Genomic DNA, 15,363 nt, shown 5'->3' with positions numbered 1-15,363 from the left:
ACATTGCCCTAAACTTTGACGAGTATATGAAAAAAAGAGTTACATGTAAAATGCAACTCCCCTGTTTTTCTGGTTAAATTTTCGCTTGCTGACGTAATGTATCAGCTTTATCAGTACGCTCCCAAGGAAGATCAACATCAGTACGGCCAAAATGACCATATGCAGCTGTTTGCTTGTAAATTGGGCGACGTAAATTTAACATGTTAATGATTCCAGCAGGGCGAAGATCAAAGTTTTTACTAACTAGATCAACTAAGACCTCCTCGCTTACTTTACCAGTTCCAAATGTGTCAATGGAAATGGAAACAGGTCTTGCTACACCAATTGCATAGGCAAGCTGCACTTCAACCTTATCTGCAAATCCTGCTGCTACAATATTTTTCGCAACATAACGAGCAGCATAGGCTGCAGAACGGTCAACTTTTGTAGGATCTTTACCAGAGAAGGCTCCACCGCCGTGACGTGCATAACCGCCATACGTATCAACAATTATTTTACGCCCTGTTAAACCAGCATCCCCTTGTGGTCCGCCAATAACGAAGCGGCCAGTTGGATTAATGAAATACTTTGTATTTTCGTCAATTAGTTCTTTCGGAACAACGGGATTAATCACATACTCTTTTATGTTACGTTGAATTTGCTCTAACGTAATTTCAGGATGATGCTGTGTTGAAATAACAATGGTATCAATACGTACAGGTTTATCATTCTCATCGTATTCTACTGTTACTTGCGTCTTTCCGTCTGGACGCAAGTAAGGAAGAATATCCTCTTTACGAACCTCTGTTAAACGACGTGCAAGCTTGTGTGCCAAGGAAATGGGAAGAGGCATTAATTCTTTGGTTTCATTACAAGCAAAACCAAACATTAAACCTTGGTCTCCTGCACCAATAGCTTCGATTTCTTCATCAGACATTTGCCCTTCACGTGCTTCAAGAGCCTGATCGACCCCCATCGCAATGTCAGGAGATTGCTCACCAATAGAAGTGATAACACCACATGTCTCGGAGTCAAAGCCATATTTTGCACGATTATAGCCAATACCCTTAATTGTTTCACGAACGATTTTTGGAATATCAACGTAAGTAGATGTAGTGATTTCACCTGCAACTAAGACTAATCCAGTTGTAACGGATGTTTCAGCAGCAACCCGGGCATTTGCATCCTTTGCTAAAATGGCATCTAAAATCGAATCAGATATTTGGTCACAGATTTTATCTGGATGACCTTCGGTAACTGATTCAGAAGTGAACAAACGACGACGTTTTGTTGACATCTGATTTCCTCCTATATTATGAGATAAATCAAGGTCCATTTGAAGGTGACAGGAATACTTCTAGAACCACTGAAATTGATACGGTACTCATTCCCTTAGTATGAAATAAACAAAGGATTTTTATTAGTAACTCTATTGATAAAAGGTCTATACAAAACAAAAAACCTTACCATTGTGAGGAAAGGTTGTTCCGGTCCTTTCACTCTTATCGTTCAAGGTCAAAGCCTTGCGTCAGATTAGCACCTTCGCACTTGAGAATAGGACCAATAAATAGGTTGGTCTTCTCATAAAGCAGGTTGCTGGGTTTCATAGGGCCTGTCCCTCCACCAGCTCAGGATAAGAGAGTATCCGTTCAAATTAGTATCATACTTGAACCTGTCGAGCGTTGTCAACGAATTTGCTAGCAAATTAAGGATAAATATATGAAATTTTTCCATTTTAATTTAATACTTAATAATACAACCCAAATTTACCAATTAGTATAGACTATTAAATTAAATGTGTTATACTTTTTATGAATATATTGACAATTAAAAACTTGAAAAGGAAGGTTCGTTCTGATGAATTCAGTACATGTCCCAAATGAATTAAGCCAATTGCTGGAAGAAAGCCATGTGCACATTCAAATGTCTGTTCCTCAATTAGTGGAAAAAATCCTATCTAGGAATGAAGGAAAACTAACCTCAACTGGTGCGATAAGTGTATCAACAGGTAAATATACCGGAAGATCTCCCCAAGACAAATTTATTGTAATGGAAGAATCCATTAAGGATAAAATTGATTGGGGCAATTTGAATCAGCCAATTTCAGAAGAAATATTTAATAATCTCTATCAAAAAGTTTTAGATTACTTAAAAGAAAAAAATGAAATATTCGTCTTTAAAGGGTTTGCAGGTGCTGATAAAAAGACCCAATTGCCGATTCAAATTGTGAATGAATATGCTTGGCATAATTTATTCGCCCATCAATTGTTTATTCGGCCTAGTGAAGAAGAATTGCTGACACATAAACCCGGTTTCACTGTCATTTCCGCTCCTAACTTTAAAGCGAATCCTGTTATAGACGGAACAAAGTCTGAAACCTTTATCATTATCTCTTTCGAAAAACGGACGATCTTAATCGGCGGAACGGAATATGCTGGTGAAATGAAAAAATCAATCTTTTCAATTATGAACTACCTGCTGCCTGAGAATAATATTTTCTCTATGCACTGCTCTGCTAATATTGGTGTTGAAGGTGATGTTGCTTTGTTCTTCGGTCTTTCTGGGACAGGAAAAACCACTTTATCTGCAGACCCAAAACGCCGCTTAATTGGTGATGATGAGCACGGCTGGTCATCGAATGGAGTGTTTAATATTGAAGGCGGCTGCTATGCAAAAACCATTAATCTTTCCAGAGAAAAAGAGCCGCAAATTTTTGATGCCATCCATTTTGGTTCCGTATTAGAAAATGTTGTTCTTAATCCTGATACAAGAATTGCAGACTATGACGATTCCACTCTTACTGAAAATACAAGGGCTGCTTATCCGATGCACGCCATTGAAAATATAGTTCAGCCAAGCATTGCGGGCCACCCGAATACCATCGTCTTTTTAACCGCAGACGCATTTGGGGTATTGCCTCCAATTTCAAAATTAACAAAAGAGCAGGCAATGTATCATTTCTTGAGTGGTTATACATCCAAGCTAGCAGGAACGGAGCGCGGAGTAACTTCTCCAGAAGCCACCTTCTCCACTTGCTTTGGTGCACCATTCCTACCTTTACCTGCAACACGTTATGCAGAAATGCTTGGTGAAAAAATTCTTGAGCATAATGCAAATGTTTTTCTTGTAAACACTGGCTGGACAGGTGGAGAATACGGAGTGGGAAGCCGCATGAAGTTATCCTACACAAGAGCGATGATTCAGGCAGCACTTGAAGGGGAACTCAACAACGTGGAAACCGTAAAAGATGCTATTTTTGGACTAAATATTCCTCTCCACATTGCAGGTGTGCCTGATGAAGTTCTTCAGCCAAGTAAGACTTGGGCAGACCCAGTATCCTATGAGAAGAAAGCAAAAGAGTTAGCGAATAAATTCCGTGAAAACTATAAAAAATTCACTAAAGTGGATTCAGACATTGAGGTAAAAGGCGGTCCAATAGCCTAAAAAAGAAAGCCCTTATCGCTGTCGATAAGGGCTTTTTACTAATTTGTAGAATTCAATGAAATTAATTGGTAAGTTAACCAAGTGCGGCTTTCCTGCCACTCTACTTTTTTTATGACCGCAGATCCGCTCGTATCGCTTTCAATGGTTTTTCTCACGTCAATGGGAATATCAATCGGATAAAGTCGATAGCCTTCTTTTTCTAATACGAATAGATTTTCTTCAATTCTCTTTTCTCTGCCTTTGGTTACGATCATCGTATTTAACTCAAGGGGCATACCCATATGTACTCGCTCCTCTGTAATTGGACTTACTTCTATTTTATCATCTTTTGATTTGACATTTCATCCAATTCGATAAATCCTTGACGATTTTTCTGTTTACTACGGGAGGGAAGTAGTGCGTAAAGTCGTCAAAGTACCAGGATTCCACCTGTTTATTTAACATCCTAAGTCTTCTTTCGAGTCTGTAGGCATGCTCCACCGATACATTCTGATCATTTACTCCATGTATGATTAAAATAGGAGCTAAAAGCTTTTCGAGTTCATAAAGGGGAGTCCGCTCTTCATATCTTTCAGGATATTTTCCAGGTGTCCCGCCAATCACCCTTTTCATCATTTTCCGCAAATCTTTTCTTTCCTCATAGGTTAACGTCATATCACTAACCCCTCCCCAAGTAACGATGGAGGCGGCCTCTGGGTATTGAAGTGCTGTCATCAATGCCATGACACCACCTCGCGAAAAGCCAAAGACATGGATATAGCCTACGTTAGGAAGTGACCTTAAAAGCTCATAACCTGCAAAAGCGTCCTCCCTGTCCTCTCCGGCAAAATCTTCATTCCCCTCTCCCCCTTGATTCCCTCGGTAATAAGGAGCGAACACAATGAATCCTTCAGACGCAAATTGAGCAATTCTTGCAGGTCTTACCTTTCCAACATTTTTAATGCCGCCGCGCAAATATAAAAAGCCGTCATAGTTTCCGTTTATTTTCGGTTCCGCAAGTAATCCTTTTACTCTCAATCCATTTGAAAGATACGTAATCTCCCTTAATTCCACATTGGGATTGGGTGAAGGAAAACGAAAAATTTCGATGATTTTTCCATTTAGTTTGTTCACTACATTTCACCTTTCCATGATTCCTTAAAAATTTATGTAAGTAGGCATTCACACATTTATTTCTCTTTCATACGATATGTTAGGTCAACAGCCCAGATTTTTATTGTAATAAGGAGGTTTTGGTATGAAAAAATCGCTAAAAATTAGCTTTTCTTCACTTCTCATATTTATTATCATGTTCACAATTGCTGCTTGTAACAATACCGATAAGACGGATCCAGAGAAAATAGAAAAGGTTAGATTGGTAGAAGTTACTCGTTCTATCTTCTATGCACCTGAATATGTGGCAATTGCAAAAGGTTTTTTTGAAGAAGAGGGCTTAGATGTTGAACTGTCCACAGCCTTTGGCGGTGATAAAACCATGACAACACTGTTATCAAATGGTGCAGATATTGCATTGGTAGGATCTGAAACTTCTATTTATGTTTACGCCCAAGGATCCAATGATCCGGTTATTAACTTTGCACAACTCACACAAACCGATGGCACTTTCCTAGTCTCAAGAGAAAAAATAGATAATTTCTCCTGGGATATGTTAAAAGGATCAACATTTTTAGGCCAACGTACTGGCGGTATGCCGCAAATGGTTGGGGAGTTTGTTCTTAAGAAACATGGAATCGATCCTCATCAAGATTTAAATCTCATTCAAAACATTGATTTTGCTAATATTCCAAGTGCCTTTGCTTCAGGAACAGGCGACTTTGTTCAATTATTTGAACCACAGGCGAGCATTTTTGAACAAGAAGGAAAAGGACATATTATTGCTTCCTTTGGAACAGAATCTGGTCATGTTCCATATACAACCTTTATGGCAAAGGACAGTTACATGAAAGATAACAAGGATATTGTAGAAAAATTCACGAGAGCCGTATACAAGGCACAGCAATGGGTAGATACACATAGTTCTGACGAAATCGCTGAGGCAATTAAAACCTTTTTCCCTGATACAGACGTCAAACTCATTAGCACAGTAGTAGACCGTTATAAAGAGCAAGGTTCGTTCGCAACTGATCCAATCCTTGATGTGGAAGAGTGGAACAATCTTCAGAACATTATGGACGAAGCAGGTGAACTACCAAAAGAGGTTGATCATTCAACACTTGTAAACACAAAAATAGCTGAAAAAGTGAAAGAAGAATAAAAAATATGGGAGGCCGTCCAAATGAGTTTTTTAGCCATTAAAGATATCCATCACACTTATTTCACAAAAGCCTCTGCAACAACGGCCCTCTCGGAAATAAGTTTGCATGTTGAGGAAGGGGAATTTATTTCCTTCCTCGGCCCTAGCGGCTGTGGAAAAACAACCTTACTTTCCATTATTGCTGGGCTTATAAAACCAACGCAAGGAACCATTTTGCTTGAAAATAAACCAATCACGGGGCTAAAAAACCAAATCGGCTACATGCTCCAACAAGACTATCTTTTTCCGTGGAAAACAATTGAAGAAAATATCCTTATAGGTCTAAAGTTATCCAAACAATTGAACGAGCAAACAAAAAGTGCCGCATTAGACCTTTTAAATCAAATGGGTTTAAAGGGTATCGAGAAACAGCTCCCTAAGCAGCTTTCAGGTGGCATGAGGCAGCGTGCTGCGCTTGTAAGAACACTTGCCACGGAGCCAAAGCTTCTGATGCTGGATGAACCATTTTCAGCGTTAGATTATCAAACGAAGTTAAAGCTAGAAGATTTAGTATCGAACACGCTCGACTCCTTTGGAAAAACAGCCATTCTTGTCACACATGATATTGGTGAAGCGATAGCGATGAGTGACCGGGTTGTGCTTTTTTCACCAAGTCCAGGCAAAATTCATAAAGTTTTTGAAATGCCAGAGGAACTAAGAAACATATCTCCTTTTAACGCAAGAAACCATGAAGCATTTTCGAGTATCTTTCAGAAAATTTGGAAGGAGTTGGATTCACTTGAAACAGGGAAAAACTAACGTGAGCCTCCTCCATAAAAATTATTTACATTCTCTGACAATTAAAAAAAGATGGGTACGTTTTTATCAAATCGTCATTTTCCTGCTCTTTTTTTCTAGTTGGGAAATTTCGAGTCAAAAACGTTGGATCGATCCTTTACTCTTCAGCTCTCCATCGAAAATTTGGGATTTATTTCTTGAAAAATTACAAGATGGTTCTTTAATGGCCAATCTCGGTGTAACCTTAACTGAAACGATTTTTGGATTCATTTTGGGTACGTTACTAGGAACCGTACTTGCAGCACTGCTTTGGTGGTCACCGATGCTGTCAAAAATTGTTGACCCTTATCTCGTCATCCTAAATGCGATGCCAAAGGTCGCCTTAGGTCCCATTTTAATCGTAGCCCTTGGACCAGGATATCCCTCCATTATTGCAATGGGAGCCATCATCTCGGTTATCATTACCACGATTGTGGTTTATACTTCTTTTAAAGAAGTCGACCCTAACTATTTAAAAGTACTGCAAACATTCGGAGCGACACGTCTTCAATGCTTTAAGGAAGCTATACTTCCAGCTAGTTTTCCAACGATTATTTCAACCTTAAAGGTGAATGTTGGATTATCCTGGGTCGGTGTAATCGTTGGTGAATTTTTAGTTTCATCCAGGGGACTGGGTTACTTCATCATTTATGGCTTCCAAGTCTTTAATTTTACCCTGGTCTTTTTGTCCTTGCTGGTTATTGCAGTTGTTGCAACAATCATGTACCAGCTTGTAGAACTATTGGAAAAAAAACTTATCAAGGAATAGCGGCTTATCTAAATTTGTTGCTATTCTTTTTCGTGTACCACCTCATAGATATACTTTATACATTCTGCAACCACATCATCCTTCATAATAAAGCTGAACTCTTCACCAAAACGCAAATCTAACAAATCACCTTTTATTAATACCGGCCCTTTTGTCTCGAAGTAGCTATTCATTTTATGTAATGATTTTATTTTCCCCCAAAATACAGCCTTTACAAAAGTATTTTTTTCGTCAGCAACTCTATATTCAGCTATTTGTGTAAGGTCCTCTAAGGCGGCTCCCGTCTCCTCATAAACCTCACGAATAGCCGCTTCTTTTAGGGACTCTCCAGGTTCCACTTTACCTCCCGGAAATTCCAGTCCTCGAACGCTATGCATAGTTAATAACCAATCATCTAAATATTTACAAATCACAAGTACATGCTTTGCTTCCTGCCCAAAGGCATTGCTTGAGAATGATAGCTCTACCTTGTTCCCTAATCGATCTATAAAATTTTTCACCAATCCTCACCCCTAGGTACCTCTTGATTATTTATTATAATCGAAAAAAACGGAAAATCCTTGTATATAGGATTTTCCGCTTTTATTACCCTTGTTTTGGTAAGATATTCATCGATTCAATATGACTTCTAGCTTCATTATCCCCCAGTTTATAAATCATCCCATAAACTTGTTCAATCGTATTGTCATAAGCGTCATTTTCACGGTCATAATGATATTGAACATATGGAACATGCGCTCTGAAGAAGTTTTGCCATTCTGTTGAATAATTTTGGTCAAACAGCTCACGGAGCTGGGTAATTTCCTCATCACTAGCCTGAATCTTAAAGCTCCAGGCAGAAGCTGTTGCACTTTGAGATATTTGTCCGTGCCCAACATCTATATAATAGGTCTTTTTTTGCTGATCCATTTTGTCATCCCCTTATTAATATTATTTAGAATTTCCCACAATCAAATAAAATTTATTCTTTTTCAAATTTCGACTCATTTTTTAGAACTGAATGATGTATAATTGTCATAATATTAAGAAAATGGATTTTCACCATTTTTACAAACTTTCGCTTCTGCCATAGAGGATATTTTTCATCATTAAGGGAATTGAATAAGTAAGGAAAAAAATTTTAAAAAATTCTTTGGAGGTGAACGGAATGAGGTTAGTAGATGAATTATTTCAGATGTATCGAGATAAGCTGACAGGTGATGAAGAGGATATTGATATGTTAGCTTTCGCCTTCTTAGAAGAGATGTCACATGAGGATCTGCTGCACTTAATTAAAGAGATGGATAAACAAGAATTATACGATTTAATGGGGCTTTATTTAATCGAGAGCTTAAAAGGGAAATTCGCCCAGGAAGAATATGGCCAGCAGCGCACCCATACTTATTATCCAAGAAATATCCACTAATATTTAAATTACATACCACAAAAATTTTTGGAACTGCATCATGCAGTTCCTTTTTTTTGTTAAAAAGGGAGCAAACCATGCTAAAATAAAAAAGTGGAAAAGGAAGGAGTAAAAAAATGTATATGATCCTTGTAGTAAGCATTATTATCATTATAGTGGTATTATTGCTTGCTGTAATTACTACGTCAAAAGCATATAAATTTAAACATACTGTAGACCCATTGGACGATAATCCTTATTTACAGAACGAAAATCATCCTGAAACCGAAAATAAGCAGTAAAAAAATTCCTATTCAAACGAATAGGAATTTTTACTCTTAAGCAAAAACTTGCTTTAAGTCTTCTTTACTTTGCTCAAGCCAAAAACGCATTAGGCGTTTTGCTCCCTCTAAATCGTGAAGTTTTGCTTGACCGCATTGTCTTTCGTTTGCTGCTGGGATCTCAGTTATTTCAACTGCAGTCTTCATCGTATCTTCAAGAAGATCAATGATCTCTTCTACAGTTGGCTCACCGCTCACAACCAAATAGTAGCCTGTTTGGCAGCCCATAGGTGAAATATCGATAATATCAAAGTGATCATATTTTTCTACATGTGCGCGTAGATTGAATGCAAGCAAATGTTCTAATGTATGGATGACATCTGGCTTCATCGCCTGTTTATTTGGCTGGCAGAAACGAATATCGTATTTATTAACTATACCGTCGGTTCCTACTTTATGGACACCACAATGTCTCACGTAAGGTGCTTTAACGGCATTATGATCTAAATCAAAACTTTCTACTGAAGGCATTATCCCCACTCCTTTTATACGTCTAGTAGTATGATACTATAAATTCCGAGTTTTTTCATCTACTTAGTTATAATTAACAATTTAGACGTTTTTTTCTATTTGTGATATCTTTTAAGTAATTTGTTGAAGGGAGTTTCCCCTATGTTTAAAAGAATTTTTATTTCTGTTATTCGATTTTATCAAGTAGTTATTTCTCCTATTAAACCGCCAAGCTGCCGTTTTTATCCCACCTGTTCACATTATGGATTGGAGGCTGTTCAACGGTTTGGAGCTTTAAAAGGCGGCTGGCTTACATTAAAGAGAATTCTTAAATGCCATCCTTTTCATCCGGGCGGCATAGATCCTGTGCCAGAGAAAAAGGAGAATTAATCTTGATAACCATCGACAACAAGGTCAAGTTTTCCTGTCTTAGGGTCAATGACTAACCCGTGCACCGGAACACCCTCTGGCATTAAGGGATGGTTTCTTATTACATCCACGCTATGCTCCACGCTTTCTGTAACATTATCAAATCCATGCAGCCATTTTTTAATATCAATCCCTGAATAAGTAAGAGTATCAAACGTTTCTTCTGTTACTCCACGGCTCATCATACTTTCGATAACCGGTTCAGCCTTTAATCCGCTCATCCCACAATCGTGATGGGCAATGACTAGCACTTCCTCCGCTTGCAGCTGATATACAGCGATAAGAATACTTCTCATAATACTTCCAAATGGATGAGAAACCAATGCCCCGGCATTTTTAATCGTCTTTATGTCACCGTTGCTTAAGTTCATTGCCTTTGGCAGCAATTCCAATAATCGTGTGTCCATACATGTTAGTATGACTGCTCGTTTATTTGGAAATTTTGTTGTTTCATACTTCTCATATTCATGACTTTCTACAAATTTTTGGTTATAGTCTAGAATTTCATTTAATAATGTCACAGTTATCCCACCTTAACTTTGTTTATATTAAGCATACATAAATACTACCGCATGCTACAATATTATGCTTGCATTTAACTCATTTTTTTTGTAAGATACATAAGGAAATCGGAATCGTTCCGTATTATACATTTTTCTATAATCTTAATACTAAAAATTTTTCGAATATAAATCGTAATAACTTCGGTTTATAAACTTTTAAAGGAGCATATAATGAAAAAAATTATTCTTTTACCTTTTATTTTACTAATTAGCTTAGTAATCACTGCTTGCAGTGCTGAAAATGAACAATCAAATAAACAGAAAGATCAGTTAACCATATATTCCACCGTATTCCCTCTTCAATATTTTACGGAGCGTATCGGTGGAAAATACGTTACTGTTAATACAATCTATCCTCCAGGAGCAGATGAGCATACATTTGAACCTTCCCAAAAGGATATGATTAAACTGGCTGATTCAGATTTATTTTTCTATATCGGCTTAGGGTTAGAAGGCTTTGTAGAGAGTGCAAAGGAATCATTAAAAAATGAAAACGTCTCGTTGATTCCAACTGCTGAGGATCTGATTTTAGATCCGGCAGAAGAACTTGAAGCACATGATGACCACGAGGATGATGGTCATGGAGATTTTAATCCACATGTATGGCTTGACCCAGTATATTCGAAGGAAATGGCAGCTGTTATTAGGGACTCTTTAATTGAAAAAATGCCTCAAAATAAAGAGACGTTTGATCAAAATTATCAGAAGCTTGCAGATGAGTTAGACCAATTAAATTCGGAATTTGAAAACACCATTCAAAATGCTAAACATAAAGAGATTCTTGTTACGCATGCTGCCTTTAGCTACTGGGAGCAAAGGTATGGGCTTGAACAAATCAGTATTTCTGGTCTTTCTACAACGAATGAACCAACCCAGCGTGAACTAGAAAAAATTATCTCACTTGCGGAAAAACAAGGACTGCATTACATTCTTTTTGAACAAAACGTCCAATCAAAATTAGCGGAGATTGTTCAAAAGGAAATTGGAGCTAAGGCTTTACCAGTTCACAATTTAGGGATCTTAACAAAAGAAAATATCAAGGATAAAGAAACATATTTCTCTCTCATGGAGAAAAATTTAGAATCACTAAAAACAGCTTTAAACGAATAGGTCGTTGCCCATTAACTTACAGGAATGAGAAAAAGTAAAAAATCAAAAGCTATGTTTGTATTACAAAAGACTAAAAGGAGTGATACAAATGGCACAAGATGTATTATGTGAAGTTAACAACTGTTCTTATTGGGCAAAAGGAAATAAATGCAGTGCAGATAGCATATATGTTGTCAGCCACAAAGGAAAAACAGCTGATAACAGTCAAGAAACTGATTGCAAAACATTCGAACCTTCAGATTTATAAATAATAAATTAAACCAGACTTTTTGTCTGGTTTATTTGTTTTCGAAGTTAAATACCTTTTCTATTTGAGTAGTTTCCTTTAGCCTCTTTTTATTAATGCCAAACCCTATACCCGATGTATCTGGGACGCACACATAACCATTCCTAACACATACCTCAGGCAAAATGATATCCTCTTCCCAAAATCGATTTGAAGCAGATATATCACCTGGAATTGTAAATCCAGGCAGTGAAGCAAGCGCAATGTTATGGGCACGGGATATTCCAAATTCGATCATTCCCCCGCACCAAACTTCAATTCCCTTCTCAAGGCAATAATCATGAATTCTTTTTGCTTCGTAAAGTCCTCCCACTCTGCCTGCTTTAATATTAATAATCTTACAGCTCCCAAGTTCAATAGCATTTTTTGCGTCATTAAAGCTGACAATACTTTCATCTAAACAGATCGGTGTATTTATCTCTTTTTGAAGTAGTGAGTGTTCAATAATATCGTCACTAGCCAGCGGTTGTTCAATCATCAAAAGATTAAAATCATCTAGTGCTTTTAATTTATCCGTATCGTTTAAGGTATAAGCAGAATTTGCATCAGCCATTAACGGAAGTTCTGGATAATAGCGGCGAATTGCTTCTAGAACAGAATAATCCTGACTAGGATTAATCTTAATCTTAAATCTCTGGTATCCCTCTCCCAAATATTTTTCAATTTGTTTGAGAGAATTAGTAAGTGAATCTGCAGCCACCACCACACCAGAAGCAATTTCCCTTCTAGTTCCCCCAATGGCTCTAGAAAGCGATAATGAATTTCTTTTTGCATATAGATCCCAAATGGCCATTTCTAACCCTGCCTTAGCCATATGGTTTCTCCTTACAGACTGGAAAAGAATCGCTGCGTCTTTGGGATGTTTAATTGGCCGCTTCTTGAGTAAAGGAATCAATACATCACTCATAATATGTAAACTAGTCGAGACAGTCTCTTCTGTGTACCACGGTGTGGAAAAGGCCACACCCTCTCCATATCCGGAAATGCCATCTGAATCGATTACCTCTACGATAATCCCCTCACGTTCTGAAACGGTACCTAGGTGGGTGTGAAAGGGGGACTTCAATGGCATACTTATGACTTTGAGTTTAATTTGCGCAATCTTCATTTATGATTCCAGCTCTCTTGAAGCAAATCAGATAGCTTTCTGCGAAGAAGCTTTTTAGCAGCGTTCCTTGGGAGCTTTTCCGTAAAATAAAATGATTTTGGTACCTTGTATTTCGCCAAGTTTTCTAAACAAAATTGTTTAAGTTCTTCCTCGGTCACATGTGCATTGTTGCGGAGAACAATAAAAGCTGCTGGAACCTGACCCCATGTTTTATCATTGATTCCTGTAACACCTGCATCTGCGACATCTGAATGAGCTAATAAGACTGATTCTATTTCGGCAGGATAAATGTTTTCCCCTCCTGAGATAATGAGATCAGAACGCCGATCAAGCACGTATAAAAAGCCTTCTTCATCCAAATAGCCAATGTCTCCTGTATGTAACCAGCCTTGGTCAAACTTTTCCTTTATGACATCAGGACGATTTAAATACCCCTTTGTCACATTTGGACCTTTTACAATAATTTCACCCGCTTGTTTGGTTGATGCCATTTTTCCATCCTCCAAAATAATTTTAATTTGTGATGGAAAAAGTGGCTTACCAGCCGAACCTAGTTTTGTGATACTGTACTCTGGAGCTAATGTAACGATTTGTGAAGCCGTCTCCGTCATCCCATAGGACTGAAAAACTGGAACTTCTTTTGCCTTACACGCCTCTAGAAGTGGTAACGGTGCAGGACCGCCTCCTAAGAGCGCACAGCGGAAATGATTTGGCAGTTTAGAATCTTTAAGGGCATCAACAATCCTATAGAGCATCGTTCCGACCACTGACATAATCGTAACATGATTGTTTTTAATATCATTTATCGCTCTGTCAGCGTCAAAGCTTTCATGGAGGATAATAGGCATACCATAAATAACACTTTTCATTAAGATGGAATAACCACTTATATGAAAAAGCGGAACGCTGCACAGCCAGCGGTCACTATCGGTATACCCTAAATTTAATGCAGAACCTACCGCACTCCACCAATGGTTTCCAAATGTATGAAGAACGCCTTTTGGATTTCCTGTTGTACCTGATGTATACATGACAGTACAGACATCAATTAAATTAATTTCTTCTAGTATTTCGGGAGTTTCTAAAGCCGCAGCAAACAACCGGTCTTTTGTAATAACTGGCACTTCTAAATCCTGCATCATTTCGTAAAAATCATTTTCAAGAATTAGCGCCGCTGCCTTTGAGTCGTTTATCTGCCACACAATTTCTTTTTTCGACAATCGATTATTTAAGATAACTGCCTTGACTCCAATTAGCTGAAGAGCAAATAATATCACAATGGTATCAAGATGATTTTTAAGTAATACACCAATATATTGATTTTTTTTAACTCCTAAACCTTGAAGCTGTCCAGCAGCCTGATAAGAGTTTTCATATAATTCTCTAAAAGATAGTGTCTGTTCATTGAAATAAACGGCCGTTCTTTCAGGTGTGAGGAAGGCTCTTTTTTTTAGAAAGTTAGGCATGGTTTCGTATTGCATTCATTTTCACCTGCTTCTAGTTAATTGCCCTATTTTTGGCTTTAGTGCTTGGGTGCTGCGTCTTTTCTATATAAAAACAGCCTGATGGAGTCCATCAAGCTGCAACATTTAAAATCAAGGGAAACGTGGGAATTGACCAAAGTCTGGCTTACGTTTTTCTTTAAAGGCGTCACGGCCTTCTTTGGCCTCTTCAGTTGTATAGTAAAGAAGTGTTGCATCACCAGCTAATTGCTGAAGACCTGCTAAGCCATCTGTGTCTGCATTCATAGCAGCCTTTAAGAAACGAAGCGCTGTTGGGCTTTTCTCTAGAATTTCATTACACCACTGGATTGTTTCCTCTTCCACTCTTTCAAGTGGAACGACCGTATTTACTAAGCCCATATCAAGTGCTTCCTGTGCATTATACTGTCGGCATAGGTACCAAATTTCGCGAGCCTTTTTATGACCGATAATTCTAGCAAGATAACCTGATCCATAACCAGCATCAAAGCTTCCTACATTCGGACCTGTTTGACCAAAAACAGCATTATCTGCAGCAATCGTTAAATCACAAACTACGTGAAGGACGTGTCCGCCACCAATAGCGTAACCCTTAACCATTGCAATGACTGGTTTCGGAATCACACGGATTAAACGTTGAAGATCAAGAACATTTAGGCGAGGAATTTGGTCTTCCCCAACATAGCCACCATGTCCACGTACCTTTTGGTCTCCACCTGAACAAAACGCTTTGTCTCCGGCACCTGTTAGTACGATTACTCCTACACTTGAATCATCACGTGCATAGGCAAAAGCATCGATTAATTCCGCAACGGTTCTTGGTGTGAATGCATTATGTACATGTGGGCGATTAATCGTAATTTTTGCGATTCCGTTATATGTTTCATATAGAATTTCTTCATATTTACGTCCTGCAATCCATTCTACTGTCAAAATGATCTTCCTCCTT

Annotated in this window: 19 protein-coding genes and 1 riboswitch; of the genes, 9 read left to right on the top strand and 10 right to left on the bottom strand. The window is 38.1% G+C overall.

The window, feature by feature from the left end; all coding sequences use genetic code 11:
• Positions 1–73 precede the first annotated feature (73 nt).
• Positions 74–1,276 (bottom strand): methionine adenosyltransferase, encoded by a 1,203-nt coding sequence (metK, locus tag F4694_RS21325; protein ID WP_179601669.1) that lies wholly within the window; start codon positions 1,274–1,276, stop codon positions 74–76.
• A 202-nt stretch (positions 1,277–1,478) separates the two neighbouring features.
• Positions 1,479–1,619: riboswitch (SAM riboswitch) on the bottom strand.
• Positions 1,620–1,836: 217 nt separating this feature from the next.
• Here metK and pckA point away from each other — a divergent pair.
• On the top strand, positions 1,837–3,423 hold the full coding sequence (gene pckA / locus F4694_RS21320; RefSeq protein WP_179601667.1) for a phosphoenolpyruvate carboxykinase (ATP): 1,587 nt from the start codon (positions 1,837–1,839) through the stop codon (positions 3,421–3,423).
• 38 nt (positions 3,424–3,461) lie between these two features.
• On the opposite strand, the gene F4694_RS21315 is transcribed toward pckA, so the two are convergent.
• Together F4694_RS21315 and F4694_RS21310 are read right to left on the bottom strand one after the other, a co-directional pair.
• Positions 3,462–3,704, bottom strand: coding sequence for a DUF2584 domain-containing protein (locus F4694_RS21315; protein ID WP_179601665.1), 243 nt, complete (start codon positions 3,702–3,704; stop codon positions 3,462–3,464).
• Positions 3,705–3,744: 40 nt separating this feature from the next.
• On the bottom strand, positions 3,745–4,536 hold the full coding sequence (locus tag F4694_RS21310; RefSeq protein WP_179601663.1) for an alpha/beta hydrolase family protein: 792 nt from the start codon (positions 4,534–4,536) through the stop codon (positions 3,745–3,747).
• 124 nt (positions 4,537–4,660) lie between these two features.
• Between F4694_RS21310 and F4694_RS21305 the strand changes: the two genes are divergently transcribed.
• From F4694_RS21305 to F4694_RS21295, 3 genes are read left to right on the top strand one after another with little or no spacing between them, the layout of a single operon-like run.
• Positions 4,661–5,677, top strand: a complete 1,017-nt coding sequence (locus F4694_RS21305; RefSeq protein ID WP_179601661.1) for an ABC transporter substrate-binding protein — start codon at positions 4,661–4,663, stop codon at positions 5,675–5,677.
• Positions 5,678–5,698: 21 nt separating this feature from the next.
• Entirely contained in the window at positions 5,699–6,475 is a 777-nt protein-coding gene (locus F4694_RS21300) for an ABC transporter ATP-binding protein (protein ID WP_179601659.1), read from the top strand.
• Positions 6,456–7,262: an ABC transporter permease gene (locus F4694_RS21295; protein WP_257029344.1), complete on the top strand. Its 807-nt coding sequence runs from the start codon at positions 6,456–6,458 to the stop codon at positions 7,260–7,262. The genes F4694_RS21300 and F4694_RS21295 overlap by 20 nt, the downstream gene beginning before the upstream one ends.
• Before the next feature lie 20 nt (positions 7,263–7,282).
• On the opposite strand, the gene ytkD is transcribed toward F4694_RS21295, so the two are convergent.
• Positions 7,283–7,762: an RNA deprotection pyrophosphohydrolase gene (ytkD, locus tag F4694_RS21290; protein ID WP_179601655.1), complete on the bottom strand. Its 480-nt coding sequence runs from the start codon at positions 7,760–7,762 to the stop codon at positions 7,283–7,285.
• A gap of 85 nt (positions 7,763–7,847) precedes the next feature.
• Positions 7,848–8,171: a hydrolase gene (locus F4694_RS21285; RefSeq protein WP_179601653.1), complete on the bottom strand. Its 324-nt coding sequence runs from the start codon at positions 8,169–8,171 to the stop codon at positions 7,848–7,850.
• Positions 8,172–8,409: 238 nt separating this feature from the next.
• On the opposite strand from F4694_RS21285, the gene F4694_RS21280 reads away from it, so the two are divergent.
• Positions 8,410–8,667, top strand: a complete 258-nt coding sequence (locus F4694_RS21280) for a DUF6154 family protein (RefSeq protein WP_179160128.1) — start codon at positions 8,410–8,412, stop codon at positions 8,665–8,667.
• Positions 8,668–8,783: 116 nt separating this feature from the next.
• Positions 8,784–8,948, top strand: coding sequence for a YtzI protein (gene ytzI, locus F4694_RS21275; RefSeq protein ID WP_179601651.1), 165 nt, complete (start codon positions 8,784–8,786; stop codon positions 8,946–8,948).
• Between the two features lie 36 nt (positions 8,949–8,984).
• Here the strand turns inward: ytzI and F4694_RS21270 are convergent, their stop codons facing one another.
• A complete protein-coding gene (locus F4694_RS21270; RefSeq protein ID WP_179601649.1) occupies positions 8,985–9,458 on the bottom strand; it encodes an S-ribosylhomocysteine lyase in 474 nt (157 codons plus the stop codon).
• 141 nt (positions 9,459–9,599) lie between these two features.
• On the opposite strand from F4694_RS21270, the gene yidD reads away from it, so the two are divergent.
• Positions 9,600–9,827: a membrane protein insertion efficiency factor YidD gene (yidD, locus tag F4694_RS21265; RefSeq protein ID WP_179601647.1), complete on the top strand. Its 228-nt coding sequence runs from the start codon at positions 9,600–9,602 to the stop codon at positions 9,825–9,827.
• On the opposite strand, the gene F4694_RS21260 is transcribed toward yidD, so the two are convergent.
• Positions 9,824–10,387, bottom strand: a complete 564-nt coding sequence (locus F4694_RS21260; RefSeq protein ID WP_179601645.1) for a beta-class carbonic anhydrase — start codon at positions 10,385–10,387, stop codon at positions 9,824–9,826. The two genes, yidD and F4694_RS21260, sit on opposite strands and share 4 nt — an antisense overlap.
• Positions 10,388–10,600: 213 nt before the next feature.
• Here F4694_RS21260 and F4694_RS21255 point away from each other — a divergent pair, with 213 nt between their 5' ends.
• Complete coding sequence (locus F4694_RS21255) at positions 10,601–11,539, top strand: metal ABC transporter solute-binding protein, Zn/Mn family (RefSeq protein WP_179601642.1); 939 nt, start codon at positions 10,601–10,603, stop codon at positions 11,537–11,539.
• Positions 11,540–11,627: 88 nt separating this feature from the next.
• Entirely contained in the window at positions 11,628–11,786 is a 159-nt protein-coding gene (locus F4694_RS21250; protein WP_179601640.1) for a DUF1540 domain-containing protein, read from the top strand.
• 31 nt (positions 11,787–11,817) lie between these two features.
• Here the strand turns inward: F4694_RS21250 and menC are convergent, their stop codons facing one another.
• The 3 genes from menC to menB form a co-directional block, all read right to left on the bottom strand.
• The gene (gene menC / locus F4694_RS21245; protein ID WP_179601638.1) at positions 11,818–12,933 is read right to left on the bottom strand and encodes an o-succinylbenzoate synthase; all 1,116 of its coding nucleotides are present in this window, start codon (positions 12,931–12,933) and stop codon (positions 11,818–11,820) included.
• Positions 12,930–14,414 (bottom strand): o-succinylbenzoate--CoA ligase, encoded by a 1,485-nt coding sequence (locus F4694_RS21240; protein ID WP_179601636.1) that lies wholly within the window; start codon positions 14,412–14,414, stop codon positions 12,930–12,932. The genes menC and F4694_RS21240 overlap by 4 nt, the downstream gene beginning before the upstream one ends.
• A gap of 114 nt (positions 14,415–14,528) precedes the next feature.
• Positions 14,529–15,347 carry a 1,4-dihydroxy-2-naphthoyl-CoA synthase gene (menB, locus tag F4694_RS21235; RefSeq protein ID WP_179601634.1) on the bottom strand — a complete coding sequence of 273 codons (819 nt, stop codon included), beginning with the start codon at positions 15,345–15,347 and terminating at the stop codon, positions 14,529–14,531.
• Between the last annotated feature and the right edge of the window lie 16 nt (positions 15,348–15,363).

It is taken from the genome of Neobacillus driksii (assembly GCF_013409995.1).
Taxonomy (GTDB): domain Bacteria; phylum Bacillota; class Bacilli; order Bacillales; family Cytobacillaceae; genus Neobacillus; species Neobacillus driksii.
The sequence above is the reverse complement of the archived record's forward strand: the minus strand, read 5'-3'. Positions and strand labels throughout refer to the sequence as shown.